This window comes from uncultured Bradyrhizobium sp., from assembly GCF_947648125.1.
Classification (GTDB): Bacteria; Pseudomonadota; Alphaproteobacteria; order Rhizobiales; family Xanthobacteraceae; genus Bradyrhizobium.
In genome coordinates, this window is record NZ_CANSMR010000002.1 from 397,928 (window position 1) to 415,207 (window position 17,280).

Annotated in this window: 12 protein-coding genes; 8 read left to right on the plus strand and 4 right to left on the minus strand. The window is 64.0% G+C overall.

Annotation, left to right across the window (positions count from 1 at the left end):
- Positions 1-89 precede the first annotated feature (89 nt).
- The gene (locus Q0030_RS05515; RefSeq protein ID WP_298363788.1) at positions 90-2,399 is read right to left on the minus strand and encodes an NADP-dependent malic enzyme; all 2,310 of its coding nucleotides are present in this window, start codon (positions 2,397-2,399) and stop codon (positions 90-92) included.
- A 223-nt stretch (positions 2,400-2,622) separates the two neighbouring features.
- Here Q0030_RS05515 and Q0030_RS05520 point away from each other — a divergent pair, with 223 nt between their 5' ends.
- Complete coding sequence (locus tag Q0030_RS05520) at positions 2,623-4,614, plus strand: hypothetical protein (protein ID WP_298363790.1); 1,992 nt, start codon at positions 2,623-2,625, stop codon at positions 4,612-4,614.
- Positions 4,615-4,764: 150 nt separating this feature from the next.
- Here Q0030_RS05520 and aspS read toward each other — a convergent pair whose 3' ends face one another.
- A complete protein-coding gene (gene aspS, locus Q0030_RS05525) occupies positions 4,765-6,540 on the minus strand; it encodes an aspartate--tRNA ligase (protein WP_298363792.1) in 1,776 nt (591 codons plus the stop codon).
- A gap of 189 nt (positions 6,541-6,729) precedes the next feature.
- Between aspS and Q0030_RS05530 the strand changes: the two genes are divergently transcribed.
- Complete coding sequence (locus Q0030_RS05530) at positions 6,730-8,202, plus strand: protein adenylyltransferase SelO (protein WP_298363793.1); 1,473 nt, start codon at positions 6,730-6,732, stop codon at positions 8,200-8,202.
- A 96-nt stretch (positions 8,203-8,298) separates the two neighbouring features.
- On the opposite strand, the gene Q0030_RS05535 is transcribed toward Q0030_RS05530, so the two are convergent.
- Positions 8,299-9,288 carry a zinc-dependent alcohol dehydrogenase family protein gene (locus tag Q0030_RS05535; RefSeq protein ID WP_298363795.1) on the minus strand — a complete coding sequence of 330 codons (990 nt, stop codon included), beginning with the start codon at positions 9,286-9,288 and terminating at the stop codon, positions 8,299-8,301.
- A 103-nt stretch (positions 9,289-9,391) separates the two neighbouring features.
- Between Q0030_RS05535 and Q0030_RS05540 the strand changes: the two genes are divergently transcribed.
- The 6 genes from Q0030_RS05540 to Q0030_RS05565 all read left to right on the plus strand — a co-directional run bounded on the left by Q0030_RS05540 (position 9,392) and on the right by Q0030_RS05565 (position 16,017).
- Positions 9,392-10,291, plus strand: coding sequence for a LysR family transcriptional regulator (locus Q0030_RS05540; RefSeq protein WP_298364583.1), 900 nt, complete (start codon positions 9,392-9,394; stop codon positions 10,289-10,291).
- Positions 10,292-10,710: 419 nt separating this feature from the next.
- The gene (locus Q0030_RS05545; protein ID WP_298363797.1) at positions 10,711-11,103 is read left to right on the plus strand and encodes a VOC family protein; all 393 of its coding nucleotides are present in this window, start codon (positions 10,711-10,713) and stop codon (positions 11,101-11,103) included.
- 66 nt (positions 11,104-11,169) lie between these two features.
- Positions 11,170-11,358: a hypothetical protein gene (locus tag Q0030_RS05550; protein ID WP_298363799.1), complete on the plus strand. Its 189-nt coding sequence runs from the start codon at positions 11,170-11,172 to the stop codon at positions 11,356-11,358.
- 161 nt (positions 11,359-11,519) lie between these two features.
- Positions 11,520-12,677: a chromate efflux transporter gene (gene chrA, locus Q0030_RS05555; protein WP_298364585.1), complete on the plus strand. Its 1,158-nt coding sequence runs from the start codon at positions 11,520-11,522 to the stop codon at positions 12,675-12,677.
- A 70-nt stretch (positions 12,678-12,747) separates the two neighbouring features.
- On the plus strand, positions 12,748-13,902 hold the full coding sequence (locus Q0030_RS05560) for an acyltransferase (RefSeq protein WP_298363801.1): 1,155 nt from the start codon (positions 12,748-12,750) through the stop codon (positions 13,900-13,902).
- Between the two features lie 132 nt (positions 13,903-14,034).
- Positions 14,035-16,017: a glycosyltransferase family 41 protein gene (locus tag Q0030_RS05565; RefSeq protein ID WP_298363802.1), complete on the plus strand. Its 1,983-nt coding sequence runs from the start codon at positions 14,035-14,037 to the stop codon at positions 16,015-16,017.
- A 119-nt stretch (positions 16,018-16,136) separates the two neighbouring features.
- Here Q0030_RS05565 and Q0030_RS05570 read toward each other — a convergent pair whose 3' ends face one another.
- Entirely contained in the window at positions 16,137-16,835 is a 699-nt protein-coding gene (locus Q0030_RS05570) for a hypothetical protein (protein WP_298363804.1), read from the minus strand.
- Positions 16,836-17,280: the final 445 nt, after the last annotated feature.

Genomic DNA, 17,280 nt, shown 5'->3' on the forward strand with positions numbered 1-17,280 from the left:
CTGGATGGCAGAAATCGGACGAAGCAGGCGGAGCGAGTATGGCCGCCCCGCCTGCTTCGATCAAATCGAATCCGTCCGACGTCGCTCGTTCACCCGAACAGCGTCGGCTGCGCGCGGCCGGCACGCTCCTGGGCCTCGACCGCGGCAACCGCGGTCATGTTGAGGATGCCGCGCGCCGTCACGCCGGGGGTGAGGATGTGCGCCGGGCGCGCCGGACCGATCAGGATCGGCCCCACCGGCAACGCGTTGGCCAGCGACTTGATCATCTGATAGGCGATGTTGGCGGCGTCGAGGTTCGGCATGATCAGGATGTTGGCCTCGCCTTCCAGCCGCGATTGCGGCAGAACGAGCTTGCGCGCAACCGCCGACAGCGCGGTGTCACCCTGCATTTCGCCGTCGGCCTCGATCTCCGGATGCTTGTCCTTCAACAGCTGGGTGGCCCGCCGCATCTTGCGTGAGGAATCCGTGTCATAGCTGCCGAAGTCGGAATGTGACACGAAGGCGACCTTCGGCTTGAAGGCAAAGCGCTGGACGTGGATCGCCGCGAGCGACGCAACTTCCGCCAGTTCCTCCGCACTCGGATTCGGCCGCACCTGGGTATCGGCGAGGAAATGGGCGCCGGTGGAGGTGATCATCAGCGCCAGCGCGGCATAGTCGCTGACCCCCGGCAGGAAGCCGATGATCTCGCGGACATGACGCAGATGGCTCATGTAGCGGCCCTCGACGCCGCACAGCATCGCGTCCGCCTCGCCGCGTGAGACCGCCAGCGCCGCGATCACCGTGTTGTTGGTGCGGACCACCGTTCGCGCTGCCTCAGGCGTCACGCCGCGACGGCCGGCGACGTCGATATAGGACTGCACGTAGGAACGGTAGCGCGGATCGTCCTCGGGATTGACCAGGTCGAAATCGCGGCCGGCCTTGATCGACAGGCCGAAGCGCTTGATCCTGGTCTCGACCACGGACGGACGGCCGACCAGGATCGGCCGCGCCAGCTTTTCCTCGAGCACCACCTGGGTCGCGCGCAGCACGCGCTCATCCTCGCCCTCGGCGTAGATCACGCGCACCGGCTGGGTCTTCGCCTTGGCGAACACCGGCTTCATGGTGAGGCCGGAGCGGAACGCGTAGCGTTCGAGGCTCGCGGCATATTCGTCGAAATTGGTGATCGGCCGGGTCGCGACGCCGGACTCGATTGCGGCCTTGGCGACGGCCGGCGCGATGCGCAGGATCAGGCGCGGATCGAACGGGCTCGGGATCAGCGAGCCCGGGCCGAACCCTTGCGTTTCGCCGCTCTCGAATCCATGGGCCACCGCATCCGACGGTGGATCGCGCGCAAGCTGCGCGATCGCGTCGACTGCGGCATGCTTCATCGCCTCGTTGATCGCAGTGGCGCCGACATCGAGCGCGCCGCGGAAGATGAAGGGAAAGCACAGCACGTTGTTGACCTGGTTCGGATAGTCCGACCGGCCGGTGCAGATCATTGCGTCGGGACGCGCCGCGCGCGCCTCTTCCGGCATGATCTCCGGCACCGGATTGGCAAGCGCCATCACCAGTGGCTTGTCAGCCATCTGCTTGACCATTTCAGGCTTCAGCACGCCCGGTGCCGACAGCCCGATGAAGATGTCCGCGCCCGGAATGACGTCAGCCAGCACGCGCGCGTCGGTCTTCTGGGTGTAGACCGCCTTCCAGCGGTCCATCGTGGTGTTGCGGCCCTCATAGACCACACCGTCGATGTCGCAGACAAAGATGTTCTTGCGCTGCGCGCCCATCGAGACCAGGAGATTGAGGGTCGCGATCGCGGCGGCGCCCGCGCCCGAGCAGACGATCTTCACGTCGGATAATTGCTTGCCGTTCAGCAGCAGCCCGTTGACGATCGCGGCCGCGACGATGATGGCGGTGCCATGCTGGTCGTCGTGGAACACCGGGATCTTCATGCGCTCCTTGAGCTGCCCCTCGATCTCGAAGCACTCCGGTCCGCGGATGTCCTCCAGATTGATGCCACCGAAGGTCGGCTCCAGCGCCGCGACGGTCTCCACGACACGCTCGATCGTGTTGGCATTGATCTCGATGTCGAACACATCGATGCCGGCGAATTTCTTGAACAGCACCGCCTTGCCTTCCATGACGGGCTTGGAGGCCAGCGGGCCGATATTGCCGAGCCCGAGCACCGCGGTGCCGTTCGAGACCACGGCCACCAGATTGGCGCGGGCGGTCAGCGTCGCCGCCTCGGCGGGATTATTGGCAATCTCGGTGCAGGCGGCGGCCACGCCCGGCGAATAGGCCAGCGCCAGGTCGCGCTGGTTGGCGAGCGGCTTGATCGCCTGGATCTCGAGCTTGCCCGGCCGCGGCAGCCGGTGATAGGCGAGCGCGGCGTTATGGAGTTCTTCAGACGATGACGACATGCGTGCTTCCCGCGTTTCCGGCCCAAATTTCTTGTTTCTGTGCTAATCCAGGCAAAAGTCAGTTGTCCGGCAAATCGAGCCGGATGTGAAGCATGTCCCGCCGCTTGGATGCAACATCGGATACTATCCCCGTCAACAGGCCCGGGCGGGCCCGTTCATCGATGCTGCACCTTCCGACCGCCGCTTGGCAATTTTTTTCCCTTGATGATCCGGAGTTGACCGAATGAAGAAAATTCTGCTCGGCTTGATCGCCGTCGCAGTCGTCGCGGCCGGCGGCTACTTCGGTTTCGACTTCTATGTCCAGCGCCGGGTCACGCGCGACGTCGAGGCCGCTTTCGAGCAGGTCCGTGCCGCCGGCGCCAAGGCGAGCCACGGCAAGATCGCGTTCGACGTCAAGAGCCGCACCCTGACGATTTCGGACGTTGCGGCCGAGTCGGCGACACAGCCCCCGGTCAGCATCAAGATTTCCAGCCTGACGGCGTCGGGCCTCGGCCAGCCGGAAGCGGCACGGGTCTCCGCCGATCGTATCGAGTTCAACGATGTCGAAGTCGGCCTGGCCGGACCGACACCCGCGGTCGGCTCCTTCACCTACAAGGCGCCGCGGGTCACGGTGAAGGACTATTCCAGTTCCGGAGGCCTGCCTCAGCTTCCGGCCTCGTCGTCGACCTTCGAACTGTACCGGTTTGCATTCACCCAGCTTGCGCACATCAACGCGTCATTGGTGAGCGTGCCCACCTTTACCGGACCGATGACTTTCAGCGCTGTCGCGCATGCCGGCGACGACGCCAGCGGCGAATTCGCTTACTCGGGCCTTGCCATCGAAAACATGAAGGACGGAAAAATCGCGTCCAGCAAAACCGACAAGGTTACGTTCACGGTCAATCAGCAGGCGGCCGACAAGCCGATCAAAATGACCGGCGACCTCGCCAATATCGTCGCGACCGACATCGACGTCGGCGCGATGGCAGCGATGTTCGATCCCACCAAGGCCAACGACGACCGGGAATACCGGATTCAGGGACACGTTTCGGCCGGTCCCTATGTCATCACCGCCACCCCTGGCATAAACTTGCGGATCGACGATATAACAGTCGACAACGTCAGGATGAACCCGTCTCGGATGCAACTTCCGGCGCTGATGGCGATGATCCCACCGCCGGGGAGCCCGCCACCGTCTGCTGCCCAAACGCGCGACCTGCTGGAGAAGATCGCCGGCATTTATTCAGGCGCCGGCATCGGAAATGCCGAGATGCATGGGCTCTTGCTTGAAACACCGGAGGCCCCGCTCAAGCTCGCCTCGATGCGCTTCAACTTCGAACACGGCAAGATCGGCGAGTTCACGGTCGAAGGACTCGATGCGAGTGCGCCGAAGGGCACTCTCAAGGTCGGACGGTTCTCGCTGAAGTCGTTCGATGTCGCCAAGTCCGTCCGGCTAACGGCGCAGCTCGCCGGACAGAAGCCGACGCCCGAACAGGCGCTGGCGCTGCTTCCGCTGATCGAGGGAGTCGAGTTCAAGGGACTCGTTTGGCCGTACAAGAACACGGACAAGCTGGTCAAAGTCGACGTCTTCAGCCTCGACTGGGGTCAGTTCGTCGGATCGATCCCGAGCAGGCTGCACCTGACCGCGAAGGTGGCGACACCGCTTGATGCGGCCATCCCCGGACAGGACGCACTCGTCGCCGCCGGGATCGACCGGATGGCCGTCGATGCCGATCTCGGCGCGGTCTGGACCGAGGCGTCACGCTCGTTCGCGCTCGAGCCGGTCAAGCTCGACATGGCTGGCCTCCTCAATGCGTCGGCGAAGGTCACGCTCGCCAATGTGCCGCGCGAGGCCTTCTCGACCAGCGCCGCGGAATCGCTGGGCGCGGCCGCGCAGATCGAGACCGGCACGATTGAACTTGCCGTCCACGACCTCGGCGCCATCGACCTCGCCATCGCCCAGTACGCGCGCACCCAGAACGTCAGCAGAGACGAGGCGCGCAACGCCGTCCTCAGCAGCATCAAGGCGCAGGGCGAAGCGATCAGCGGAGGCAATGCCGATGTCACGGCTCTCGTCACCGCCATCAGCCAGTTCATCGAGACGCCGGGACAGACGTTGGTCATCAAGCTGACCCCGCGCGCGAGAGCGCCGGCGCTTCAGCTGATGCAATTGCTCAAGACCGATCCACAGTCGGCGCTGGCGCAATTCCGGATCGAGGCCTCGACGGGGTTGTGATTGCCCCTCCCGTAGCCCGGATGGAGCGAAGCGCAATCCGGGACAGCGTCGCCGCAGGAGAGACCGCCCCGGATTTCGCTCCGCTCCATCCGGGCTACGCATCGCGAATCTACCTCTCCCCGTAAGAACGGGGCGAGGTGACTTCAAAGGCTAGCTCTTCGCCGGCAGGTTGGTCCTGATGTGCAGCTCCTTGAGCTGCTTCGGCGTGGCTTCCGACGGCGCGCCCATCAGCAAATCCATGGCCTGCTGATTCATCGGGAACAGTGAGATCTCGCGCAGATTGTTGGTGCCGCACAGCAGCATCACGATGCGGTCGAGACCGGCCGCCATGCCGCCGTGCGGCGGCGCGCCGTACTGGAACGCACGGTACATGCCGCCGAAGCGGTCGATGACCTCCTGCTCGCCATAGCCTGCGATCTCGAACGCCTTCACCATCGCTTCCGGCTTGTGGTTGCGGATGCCGCCGGAGGCGATCTCGTAACCGTTGCAGGCGATGTCGTACTGGAACGCCTTGATCGTCAGCGGATCCTGCGACTTCAGCGCGTCGAGACCGCCCTGCGGCATCGAGAACGGGTTGTGCGAGAAGTCGACCTTCTTGTTCTCCTCGTCATACTCGTACATCGGGAAGTCGACGATCCAGGCGAGCTCGAACCGATCCTTGTCGATCAGGTTCAGCTCCTCGCCGAGCTTGGTGCGCGCGAGACCCGCGAATTTCCAGAACTTCTCGGGATCGCCGGCGACGAAGAACGCGGCATCGCCTTCCTTCAGGCCGAGCTGGTCGCGGATCGCAGCGGTGCGCTCCGGGCCGATGTTGTTCGCAAGCGGGCCGGCACCCTCGCCGCCCTCGCGCCACATGATGTAGCCGAGGCCGGGCTGGCCTTCGCCCTGCGCCCAGGAGTTCATGCGATCGCAGAACGCGCGTGAACCGCCGCCGGTGCCCGGGATTGCCCAGACCTGGTTCTTCGGGTCTTCCAGCATCCGCGCGAACACCTTGAAGCCGGAGCCGCGGAAGTGCTCGGAGACTTCCTGCATCACGATCTTGTTGCGCAGGTCCGGCTTGTCGGAGCCGTACTTGCGCACCGCTTCGGCAAACGGAATCCGCGGCCAGTTCTTGGTCACCGGCTTGCCCTTGGCAAAATCCTCGAACACGCCGGTGATGACGGGCTCCATCGCCGCGAACACGTCGTCCTGCGTCACAAAGCTCATCTCGACGTCGAGCTGGTAGAACTCGCCCGGCAGCCGGTCGGCGCGCGGGTCCTCGTCGCGGAAGCACGGCGCGATCTGGAAGTAGCGATCGAAGCCCGACATCATCAGGAGCTGCTTGTACTGCTGCGGCGCCTGCGGCAGCGCGTAGAACTTGCCGGGATGGATGCGCGACGGCACCAGGAAGTCGCGCGCGCCTTCCGGCGAGGACGCCGTCAGGATCGGGGTCTGGAATTCGAAGAAGCCCTGCTCCTTCATCCGCTTGCGCATGGAATCGACCACCGCGCCGCGGGTCATGATGTTCTGGTGCAGCTTCTCGCGACGCAGGTCGAGGAAGCGGTACTTCAGCCTGATGTCCTCAGGATATTCCTGCTCGCCGAACACCGGCAGCGGCAGCTCGGCCGCCGGGCCCAGCACCTCGATCTCCTTGATGTAGATTTCGATCAAGCCGGTCGGCAATTCCGGATTGTCGGTGCCGGCGGGACGGCGGCGCACCTTGCCGTCGATCCGCACCACCCACTCCGATCGGAACTTCTCGACCTCGGCGAATGCCGGCGAGTCCGGATCGGCCACGCACTGGGTAATGCCGTAATGGTCGCGCAGATCGACGAACAGCACGCCGCCATGGTCCCGGACACGGTGGACCCAGCCTGACAGCCGGGCCGTCTGGTCGATATCGCTCTCTCGGAGCGCGCCGCATGTGTGTGACCGGTAGCGATGCATATTCGTTCCAAAACTGATGTCGGAGAGGAATCGCAATAGGAATTATCCTATTCGAAGGCGCTCGGTTTACCCGAGCCCGCCCGGGGCGGCAACCAACGGAACGGCAAGTTTTAGCTCGAAAACGCACATTTTCGGGTCCTCCGGAGCTGACCGTTTGCCTATTCTCACCTTCGGCCTATCTTTCTGGACATGACCATCCATTTCCCGTTCCAGAACACCTATTCGGCGCTGCCGGCGAACTTTTTCGCCCGCGTCGCCCCGACCCCGGTGGCCTCGCCCCGGCTGATCAAGCTGAACCGGCCGCTCGCGGTCCAGCTCGGGCTGGATCCGGACCTGCTCTCGACGGCGGAGGGCGCCGAAATCCTCGCTGGCAAGCGCCTGCCTGACGGTGCCGACCCGATCGCTATGGCCTATGCCGGCCACCAGTTCGGGCACTTTGTTCCCCAGCTCGGCGACGGCCGCGCCATCCTGCTCGGCGAGGTCATCGACAGCGACGGCGTCCGCCGCGACATCCAGCTCAAGGGAAGTGGCCCCACCCCGTTCTCCCGCCGCGGCGACGGCCGCGCCGCGCTCGGTCCGGTGCTGCGCGAATACATCGTCAGCGAGGCGATGTTCGCGCTCGGCATTCCAACCACGCGTTCGCTCGCCGCTGTCGTGACCGGCGAGCCCGTGATGCGCGAGACGGCGCTGCCGGGCGCGGTGCTGACCCGCGTCGCCGCGAGCCACATCCGCGTCGGCACCTTCCAGTTCTTCGCCGCTCGCGGCGACACTGACGGCGTGCGCGCCCTCGCCGACCATGTCATCGCGCGGCACTATCCCGAGCTGAAGGATGCCGCCCAGCCCTATCACGCGCTGCTCGCCGGCGTCCTCGCACGGCAGGCCGCGCTGGTCGCGCGCTGGCTCCTCGTCGGCTTCATCCACGGCGTGATGAACACCGACAACAGCTCGATCTCGGGCGAGACCATCGACTACGGCCCCTGCGCCTTCCTCGACGCCTACAACCCGGCGCAGGTGTTCTCCTCGATCGACGAGATGGGCCGCTACGCCTATGCCAACCAGCCGCGCATCGCGCTGTGGAATCTGACCCGGCTCGCCGAATGCCTGCTGCCGCTGTTCGACAGCGAGCAGGAGAAGGCCATCGAGCAGGCGCAAGTGATCCTCGGCGAATTCCCGGAAAAGTTCACCGCGGCCTATCAGGCCGGGCTGCGCGCCAAGGTCGGCCTGTTCACCGCGCGCGACGGTGACGAAGCGCTGATCCAGGACCTGCTCGACGCAATGGCGAAGAACGCAGCCGACTTCACGCTGACCTTCCGCCATCTCGGCGAAGCAGCCAGCGATGACGCCGCCGATGTCCGTGCGCAATTCACCGATCCGGCAGCATTCGACGAATGGGCCGTTCGCTGGCGCGCCCGCCTCGCGCTCGAACCGCAGACGCCGGCCGAGCGCAAGGCCGCGATGGATGCCGTCAATCCGGCCTTCATCCCGCGCAACCACCGGATCGAGGCGGTGATCCAGGCGGCCGTCAACAGCGACGACTACGCGCCGTTCGAGGAGCTGCTGACGGTGCTGGCAAAGCCGTTCGAGGACCAGCCGCAATTCGCAGCCTACGCCGACCCGCCGCTGCCCGAGCAGATGGTGACGCAGACGTTCTGCGGGACGTGAGCCCAAGATTTGTAGGATGGGTAGAGCGCAGCGAAACCCATCAATCTCGCCAGCGGAACCGATGATGGGTTTCGCTTCGCTCTACCCATCCTACTCTCACACCGTCACCACGATCTTCCCGAACTGCACGTTCGACTCCAGATACCGGTGCGCCGCGACGATCTCCTCGAACGGAAACGTCCGCGCGATGATCGGCTTCAGCGCGCCATCCGCAAGCCCATCGAGGATGAACGCTTTCGCCGTGGCGAGCCGCGCCGGATCCTGGACGATCTCGTGCACACGGTAGCCGCGCAGGATCAGGCTCTTGCTCAGCACGGTGAACAGCGGAAACGGCGTCGGTTCGGGACTGAGCCCGCCATACTCGATCAGGATGCCGCCATGCGCCATCGCTGCGGTCAGCGGCATGAAGACGGGGCCGCCGACCGGATCGAGCACCACGCGAACGCCGTTCGGCCCTGCGATCTGCTCCAGCCTTGATTGCAAATCTTCCTCCGCGGACGCGATCACATGCGCAGCACCGGCGCTGCGCAGGGCCTGCGCCTTGGCTGAGGTCCGCGTCACCGCGATCGGAATCGCGCCGACACGATTGGCGATCTGGATCGCGGCGAGCCCGACACTGCTCGATGCGGCCGTGATCACGACGAACTCCGCACGAGCGAGCTTCGCAATATCGATCAGGGCGCCATACGCTGTGAGGTATTGCATCCACACCGCGGCCGCCGCCTCGAACCCCAGCGCCGACGGATGCTTGATGACCAGCTCGGCCGGGAACGTCGCGAGTTCAGCATAGGCCGGCCAGCGCGCCATCGAGATCGGCGGCACGATGCTGACGGCATCCCCCAGCGCGAAACCGTCGCCCCCCTCGCCGATCGCCTCGACAATGCCGGCAGCCTCGAGGCCGAGGCCGGACGGCAGCGCCGGCGTCTCGATATAGCTCCCCGCGCGCACCAGGGCCTCGGCGCGGTTCAGTCCGAGCGCCTTGATCCGGATCTGAACCTCGCCGCGTGCCGGCGGCGCGATCGCAACGTCCTCGATGCGCAGCACCTCGGGACCACCATGTTGATGAAAACGAACCACGCGAGCCATCGGCAGCACTCCAAAATGATTGAATTGAATGAGCTATGCCAAGGCCAGTTCAGCGGATAAATCATCCCGCAGACTGAACAGTCAAAACTGAGGGTTTCGAATGATGGACCGCCTGACCAGCATGGCCGTGTTTCTCAAGGCGGTCGATCTCGGCTCCTTCGCGGCCGCCGCCGAGGCACTCGAGATGTCCGGCCCGATGGTCGGCAAGCATGTCCGCTTCCTCGAGGAGCGGCTCAGCGCCCGCCTGATCCACCGCACCACGCGGCGTCAGAGCCTGACCGAGTTCGGGCAAGCCTATTACGAGCGCTGCCGTGCGGTGCTCGCCGAAGCTGATGCCGCCGATGCGCTCGCGGCGGATCAACTGTCCGAACCGCGCGGACGGCTCAAGGTGACGATGCCGGCGCTGCTGGGCCGGCACTGCGTCGCGCCGCTACTGCTCAAGCTGGCGCAGAAATATCCCGCGCTCGAGCTCGACCTCTCGTTCGGCGATCCGGTCGCCGATCTGATGGAGGGCGGCTACGACCTTGCGATCAGGACCGGTGATCTCGACGAGCAATCCGGCATGATCACGCGGCGCATCGCACGCCAGCGCATGGTGGTGTGCGGCTCGCGCGCGTATCTGAAGGCCAACGGCAAGCCGCGCACGCTCGACGAGCTCGGCCAGCACCAGGCGCTCGTCTATCGCCGCCTGGGGCGCGCGCGCCCGTGGCTGTTCCCGCGCGACGGCCAACCGCCGCGGGAGGTCTGGCCCGCCGGGCGGCTCAGGCTCGACGATCTCGAAGCCATCGCCGACGCCGCGGCGCGCGGCATGGGGCTGGCGTGGCTGCCCTCCTGGCTGGTGCGCGAACGCCTCGAGCGCGGCGCGCTGGTCCGCGTTCTCGGCGACGAGGGTGAGCTTCCCTACGATTGCCATGCGCTGTGGCTGCCGACGCCGCGATTGCCGCTGAAGGTCCGGCTCGCGGTCGACGCGCTCGCAGCCGCGCTGCCGAAGCTCGTGGCGTAGCGCCGCACCACTGCACCGTAGGATGGGTAGAGCGCAGCGAAACCCATCGATCTCACACGCGGACGGAATGATGGGTTTCGCTTCGCTCTACCCATCCTACGGATTCCGCCCGTCGTGAGCGTTAACTCACCCTCCACCATGCCGGGAGCCTCGCGGCGGTAACCATAAGGCTTAACAGCGCGTCAACGCTCCCCCAACAAGTCTAACTGTTTCTAATGGGGGAGAATGGCCCGTGGACGCATTTGCATTCGAATTCATGGGACTGGCGATGATCGCGCTGTGTCTCGTCGTGCTGGCGATGCCGGCGGCGCGGCGGCCGTCGAAAAACATGCGCTGCGAGTGACGCCCCGACGCCACGCCGATCGGTGTGGTAGACAGGCGCCCGCTCGGGCCGTCGTCGTCAATTGAGGAGATCGTTCGTGTTGGACCACGTCTCCATCACCGTATCCGACATACGCGCAGCCGAGCCCTTCTACGACGCCGTGATGGCAGCGCTCGCCGTCACCAAGATGAGCAGTGGCGAGACGTGGATCAGCTACGGCGAGCGCTGTGACGCCGACCATCCGGACCTGACCTATTTGCTGATACGCCCCGGACCTGTGCCCGAAGATGCGCACGGGCGGCATTGGTGCTTCAAGGCGCAACGCCGCGTGCAGGTTGACGCGTTCTGGCGTGCCGGACTTTCGGCAGGAGGATCGGACGACGGCGCGCCGGGTCTGCGTCCCGAATATCATCCCCACTACTACGGCGCGTTTCTGCGCGACCCCGAGGGCAACCGGATCGAAGCCGTCTGCCATCGGCGTTTCGCGTAGCGCCGCATCACGCGACGCGGACTTCGTGTCGCGCGCGGCTCGTCCCGCCATCCCGACACGTCAGCCTTGCCCGATCACAGCCACGCAGCCGGGCTGCGCGGTGCTATGGCCGCGCCGATCGTGGTCGCTGCCGGCATGGCGGGCGTGCCGACCAGCGCGGCGGTCAAGATGTGCCTCGTCGTCGGCCTCATCTCCTTTGTCGTGCTGGCGCCGCTCTATCTCGTCTGGTTCCGGCTGCTCGGCTGGATCGGCTGACGGTCGCCACGAGAAATATCGCGCTTGGGCGTCATCGAATGACGATATGCTTGCCTTGATGAGTCCTGACGTGGGACGCAAGCCCAGGGAATTGACGACGCTTGAACGACACCGACGTCCAGCCATCCAACGCATCCGCCGCGCGGTCAGCGCACTCGCCGCTGGCAGTGCTGCTCATTTTCTTCAAGCTCGGCGTGACCTGCTTCGGCGGTCCGATCGCGCATATCGGCTATTTCCGCGACGAGTTCGTCACCCGCAGGCGGTGGCTTGACGAGCAGGCCTATGCGGATCTGGTGGCGCTCTGCCAATTCCTGCCCGGCCCTGCGAGCAGCCAGGTCGGCTTTTCGCTCGGCCTGATGCGCGCCGGCTATCTCGGCGCGCTGGCGGCCTGGACCGGTTTCACGCTGCCCTCGGCGATTGCGCTGGTGTTGTTTGCCTTCGGCGCCAGCGGATTGAGCGGCCCGGCCGGCGCAGGCCTGGTGCATGGCCTCAAGCTGGTCGCGGTGGCGATCGTAGCGCAGGCGGTCTGGGGCATGGCGCGCTCGCTTTGTCCCGACCGCGAGCGCGCATCGATTGCGACGGTCGCGGCACTCGTCATCCTCACCAGTTCCTCGTCGATCGCGCAGATCGGCGCCATCATGCTCGGCGCCATCGCCGGGCTGTGGTTCTGCCGAGCGCAGGCGGCCAACGGCGTCACGCACATTGCGATGCCGGTGTCGCGTCGCGTTGGCATGGCGGCGCTGATCCTGTTCCTCGCCCTGCTGGTCGGGTTGCCGCTGCTTGCCCGCACATGGCCCGGCCTCGGCCTGTTCGAAGCCTTCTACCGCTCCGGCGCGCTGGTGTTCGGCGGCGGCCACGTCGTGCTGCCGCTGCTGCGCGAAGCGGTGGTGACGCCGGGCTGGATCGGCGACGATGCGTTCCTGACCGGCTACGGCGCTGCGCAGGCCGTGCCGGGCCCGCTGTTCACCTTCGCGGCCTACCTCGGCGCCGCGATCGGCGGCGTGCCGGGCGCGCTCATTGGCCTCGTCGGCATCTTCCTGCCGGGACTGCTCGTCCTGCTCGCGGCGCTGCCGTTCTGGGATGGCTTCCGCAAGCGGTCGGCAGCACAGGCGATGATGCGCGGCGTCAACGCCGCTGTGGTCGGCATCCTCGGTGCCGCACTCTACAATCCGGTGTGGACCAGCAGTGTGCAGCGTCCGCTCGATTTCGGCACCGCGCTGGCCGGCTTCGTCCTGCTCACGGCATGGCGCGCCCCGCCGCTCGTGGTGGTCGTCCTCAGCGCGGCCGCCGGCATCGCCACGGGGCTCCTGCAATCGTGAACAGCCGCACGGGCGGTCGGCCGGCCGGATTAAGAACGCCTTCATGCCTCGCCGCCATGATTTGTGGCGTATGCCGAGCTTACCCAAACAACCGGATCCGACCCGCGTTCCCGTACTGGACCTGCTGCGGCTCGCCGCGGTCGGGGCCGTGATCCTGTACCATTACGGCTTCTGGGGCACCGCATCGCACGGCGTTCAGAAGGTGGCGTTGCCCTCCCTCGCCGCGGTCGCGCAATACGGCTTCCTCGGCGTCCCCGTATTCTTCGCGATCTCTGGCTTCGTCATTGCCTATTCGGCCGAAGGCCGCACGCCGGTCGGATTTGCAATCGCACGCTTCAGCCGGATCTATCCGACCTTCGTCATCTGCATGACGTTGACCTTCCTCACCACGCTGCTGCTGGGCAGCACGTACTTCCACGTGACCTGGGGACAATGGCTTGCAAACCTGTTCATCGCGGCGCCAATGCTCGGTCAGCCCTACATGGACGACGCCTACTGGTCGCTGGTGATCGAGGTCGTGTTCTACGTCTGGATCACGCTGTTTCTGGCCTCTGGCATTTTCCCGCGGAAGATCGACACCATCATCCTGGCGTGGATCGCCATCACCTTCGCCAACGAGCTGACGCTGGACGTTCCGCTGTTCGAGAAGCTGTTCATGGCCGACGACAGCGGCTTCTTCGCCGTCGGGCTGCTGATTTATGAGCATTACCGCGGACGGCGCGACACCAGGCTCTACAGCCTGCTGACGCTGGCAATGGGCACCGCGACGTTCCAGGCTGTGCACAAGCTGGAGCGGCTCGGCGTCCACACCCATGGCAGCTTCGATCCGCGCGTCGTCACCGTGATCTGCATCGTCTCGCTCGGCATCGTGTTCGCCGCCACGCGGATCAAGTCGGTGCCGCTGCCGGACAGCGTCGTCAGGGCCATCGGCGGCATCACCTATCCGCTCTATTTGCTGCACCTCCAGCTCGGTTACGTGATGTTGCTCCTGATAACGCCAGTGCCGGACGCGCTTTCGACCGCGCTCGTCGTGACGGCCATGGCGGTGTTGGCCTGGTTCGTGTGGCGCTTCCTCGAAGGCCCGGCGCACTATCTCGTCAGGGACAAGCTCACGACGCTGGCCTCACGCCATGGATGGCCGTCGCGCAGTAGCGTGGGCGAAGCCCCGGTCAATCCGGGCCACATCGCCGCGCCGGTCGAAGCCGGGCGCATCGCCAATCACTGATTTGCCGGACGGTGCAAGCCCGCGCTTGCTCGCCGCCGCTGCGCGTGAGGCGCATGCAACTTTAGAGATAGACGACATCAACTAACACGTATAGGCCTCATCCATACTCTCCACTACCGGAGGCTGTATCGGATGACTGATGTCGGCAAAATCTTCGGAGATGCGCTCGCTGCGCTCAACAGTCGAGACCTGACCCGGGCCGAGCGCCTCTTCAACCGCGTCATCAAGGCCGATCCAGCCAACGTTGCGGCCCTCAATTTGCTGACGGTCACCTTGATGGCCATGGAACGCTTCGCAGAAGCTGAGCCGCACATCGAAAAAGCGACAGCGATAAATCACGGCTCAGACGGGTCGTTCTATAACTACGGAATTATCTCCAAGTACCTGAACAAGCCCAGGCAGGCGCTCGACAAATTCAACAAGGCTCTGGCTCTCAATCCGAAAGCTGCGACGACATGGAACAGCAGAGGAGCGACCTATAACGACCTTGGAGAACACGGTCATGCGATTGCGGACTTCAATAAAGCAATTTCGCTGAACCCAGCATACGCCGACGCCTATGCAAATCTCGGCAACGCACTCTTGATGTTGAAGCGTTATCCGGATGCGATTGCTGCCTACGACAAGGCACTATCGCTCAAACCGCATCTCGCAGGAGCCCATTTTGGTCGCGGCAATGCCCTCTACGACCTCAATCGGTACGACGATGCGTTCGGCGCCTATGATAAAGCCTTTTCCCTCAATCCCCACCTGGGCGACGTTGAAGGCGCGCGACTTCATACGAAGATGAAGCTCTGCAACTGGAAAGAGCTAGCAGCAGAGGCCGCCCACCTGACAGAATCCATCAGATCCGGTAGTGCGAGTTGCGGTCCTTTCGCTTTGCTCTCGCTCACCGACTCATCTGACGACCATCTCACATGTGCTCAAGCGTGGACAACCAAAAGGCACCCCGCCGCGTCTACGTTAGTGTCGAGCAGCGTGAGGGTCCCTCATGAGAGGATCCGCCTCGGATATGTCTCAACGGATTTTCGTCAGCATGCGACAGCCCACCTCATAGCCGAGTTGTTCGAGGTGCATGACAAAACACGGTTCGAGATTTTTGCGTATTCTTTGGCCGCAGACGACAAGTCGAACATGCGCGCGAGGCTAGCTGGCTCCTTTGATCACTTTCTGTCATGCGAAACTCGCGCAGATGTCGAAATTGCGCGCATGATCGCGGACGCTGAAATTGACGTTCTCGTTGATTTGAATGGCTTCACCAAAGGCGCACGCACAAACATCTTTGCGCATCGTCCGGCTCCCATACAGGTGAACTACCTAGGCTACGCGGGAACTATGGCCGCTCCATACATCGACTACATCATCGGTGATGCAATTATTCTGACCAATGCCGATCAGGCTGCTTATTCGGAGAAGTTGGTAACTCTTCCGCATTGCTATCAGCCAAACGACCGGAAGCGGGTTATAGGGAACGGTGAGATCACAAGACGCGATTGTGGACTGCCGGAAGAGCAAATCGTCTTCTGTTGCTTCAATAACAGCCATAAGATCTTGCCCACAACGTTCGCGTGCTGGATGCGCATTCTAAGGGCCGTAGAAGGAAGCGTGCTCTGGTTGCTGACAGACAATCAGACGGCCATGCAAAATCTTCGGAAAGAGGCTGAGGCACGGCAGGTCGATCCGTCCCGACTGATATTTGCCAAACGAGTAGAGCCGACGGAACATCTGGCGCGACATCGGCTTGCGGACCTGTTCCTTGATACACTGCCGTATAACGGCCATACAACAGCGAGCGACGCGCTCTGGGCAGGTCTGCCGGTGCTGACCCAACGCGGAAAGACATTTGCCGGCAGAGTTGCGGCGAGCTTGTTGAGCGCAGTTGGATTACCCAAGCTTATCGCTCAGACGGCCGAAGAGTACGAAAGGCTCGCAATCCAGCTGGCGACTTGTCCTGATGAGCTCGCTGGCATCAGGGCCGCACTCGCAAAGAACCGGTCGACGGCGCCCCTTTTTGACACCGACTTGTTCGGAAGACACATCGAGGCCGCGTACCAACTGATGTACGACAGATATCGGGCGGGTCTGGCACCGGATCACATATGCGTACCTGAGTGAAGGTGTGTGAGCACATCCTGGCCGTTTGGCCGGGTGCGACCGGCTCAACCAGGAAATATTCCGGCCGCACGTCATCCGGTCTCAGCACCGATGTTCACCGCGATCACGGCCGTCGCCGCTCAGCGGCGCGACCAGCGATTGCTCGCCCATCCGGCGCAGAACACGGCATCGGCGCTGTCGGGAATGGTCTGCGCGAACCAGCGGTCGACGTCCGGCGAGGTTTGGGTCCTCGGCTCATCGCGATAGCGCAGCTGGCCATAGGCGCCCCGCATCGCCATCGTCGCCTTCTCGATGGCCTGACGAGGATACAGGATTGCAGCAAGGCTGAGACAAAGCTCTTCGAGATCGCCCGCGTGTGTCTCGGCCGCAATAGCCGGCACAACGCTTCGGCATTGCGCGCGACCCAATACGTAGATGACGGGATTTCGCGTCCGCCAACACAGGCAGAATTCTGCCGGCGCCGCCGGATCACCGAACTCCGCCGTCATCGCCGCATCGAACATCTGCTTGAAAAAGCCGCAGCCGCGATAGGAGTCCCTGACTGCGGTGCCGGAAAGATAGATCACCGAGGTGCCGGCAACAGCCAGGCGCTGGACGATCATGTAAGCCACGCATGCACCGCCGTGGCGGAGCAGGACAATGCCGTGGTCGACCTTGAACGGTGAGTGCTGGCGCGACCAGAATCTTCCTTCTGTCAGCCAGTTCGTGTCGATGATGCTGCTGATGTCGTCGAGCACGGCGTCGCGGCGATGCTCCGGGACATCAGAGGCGATTTGAAACAGCTCGCTGGTGACAGCCCCGGGCGGCGTCGCGATCACGGCAGCGGCTCCTTATTGGTCATCGACTTCAGGTTGCTTTGGTAGAGTACGGCACCCATGATCGGCCAGGCAAGCCGGCTCTAAGAAAGCTCAGCGCTCCGACTGCCCAAAATCGCCAATCACTGAATTGCCTCGCTGCGCAAGCCCCGCTTCATTATGAAGCTGTTCAGCCTAGGCCTGGCGGCGCACAATTTCGGAATAATGGAAAAATATCGCTGATTTGCCCGACGTGTCAAGTTGCCGTGTCGAACGCCGCTGGCTGTCGGCTACTTTGCATGGGGTTGTTTTCGATATTTTGGTAATGCGCCCCGGCGACAGCGGGCTATCGCCTATGGTGCTCAGCCCATGTTCGTCATACCCGATCAAGCCGGGCGATGACACCGGGGGTGGGGTTCGCCAGGACGACGGACGGATTCGCGGCACGACCGGGTCGAAAACGCCCCCG

Coding starts and splice junctions, on each gene's coding strand:
- Q0030_RS05520 (WP_298363790.1), top strand. CDS start 2,623: ATGAAGAAAATTCTGCTCGGCTTGATCGCCGTCGCAGTCGTCGCGGCC.
- Q0030_RS05515 (WP_298363788.1), bottom strand. CDS start 2,399: ATGTCGTCATCGTCTGAAGAACTCCATAACGCCGCGCTCGCCTATCAC.
- Q0030_RS05535 (WP_298363795.1), bottom strand. CDS start 9,288: ATGGCTCGCGTGGTTCGTTTTCATCAACATGGTGGTCCCGAGGTGCTG.
- aspS (WP_298363792.1), bottom strand. CDS start 6,540: ATGCATCGCTACCGGTCACACACATGCGGCGCGCTCCGAGAGAGCGAT.
- Q0030_RS05540 (WP_298364583.1), top strand. CDS start 9,392: ATGGACCGCCTGACCAGCATGGCCGTGTTTCTCAAGGCGGTCGATCTC.
- Q0030_RS05560 (WP_298363801.1), top strand. CDS start 12,748: ATGCCGAGCTTACCCAAACAACCGGATCCGACCCGCGTTCCCGTACTG.
- Q0030_RS05565 (WP_298363802.1), top strand. CDS start 14,035: ATGACTGATGTCGGCAAAATCTTCGGAGATGCGCTCGCTGCGCTCAAC.
- Q0030_RS05530 (WP_298363793.1), top strand. CDS start 6,730: ATGACCATCCATTTCCCGTTCCAGAACACCTATTCGGCGCTGCCGGCG.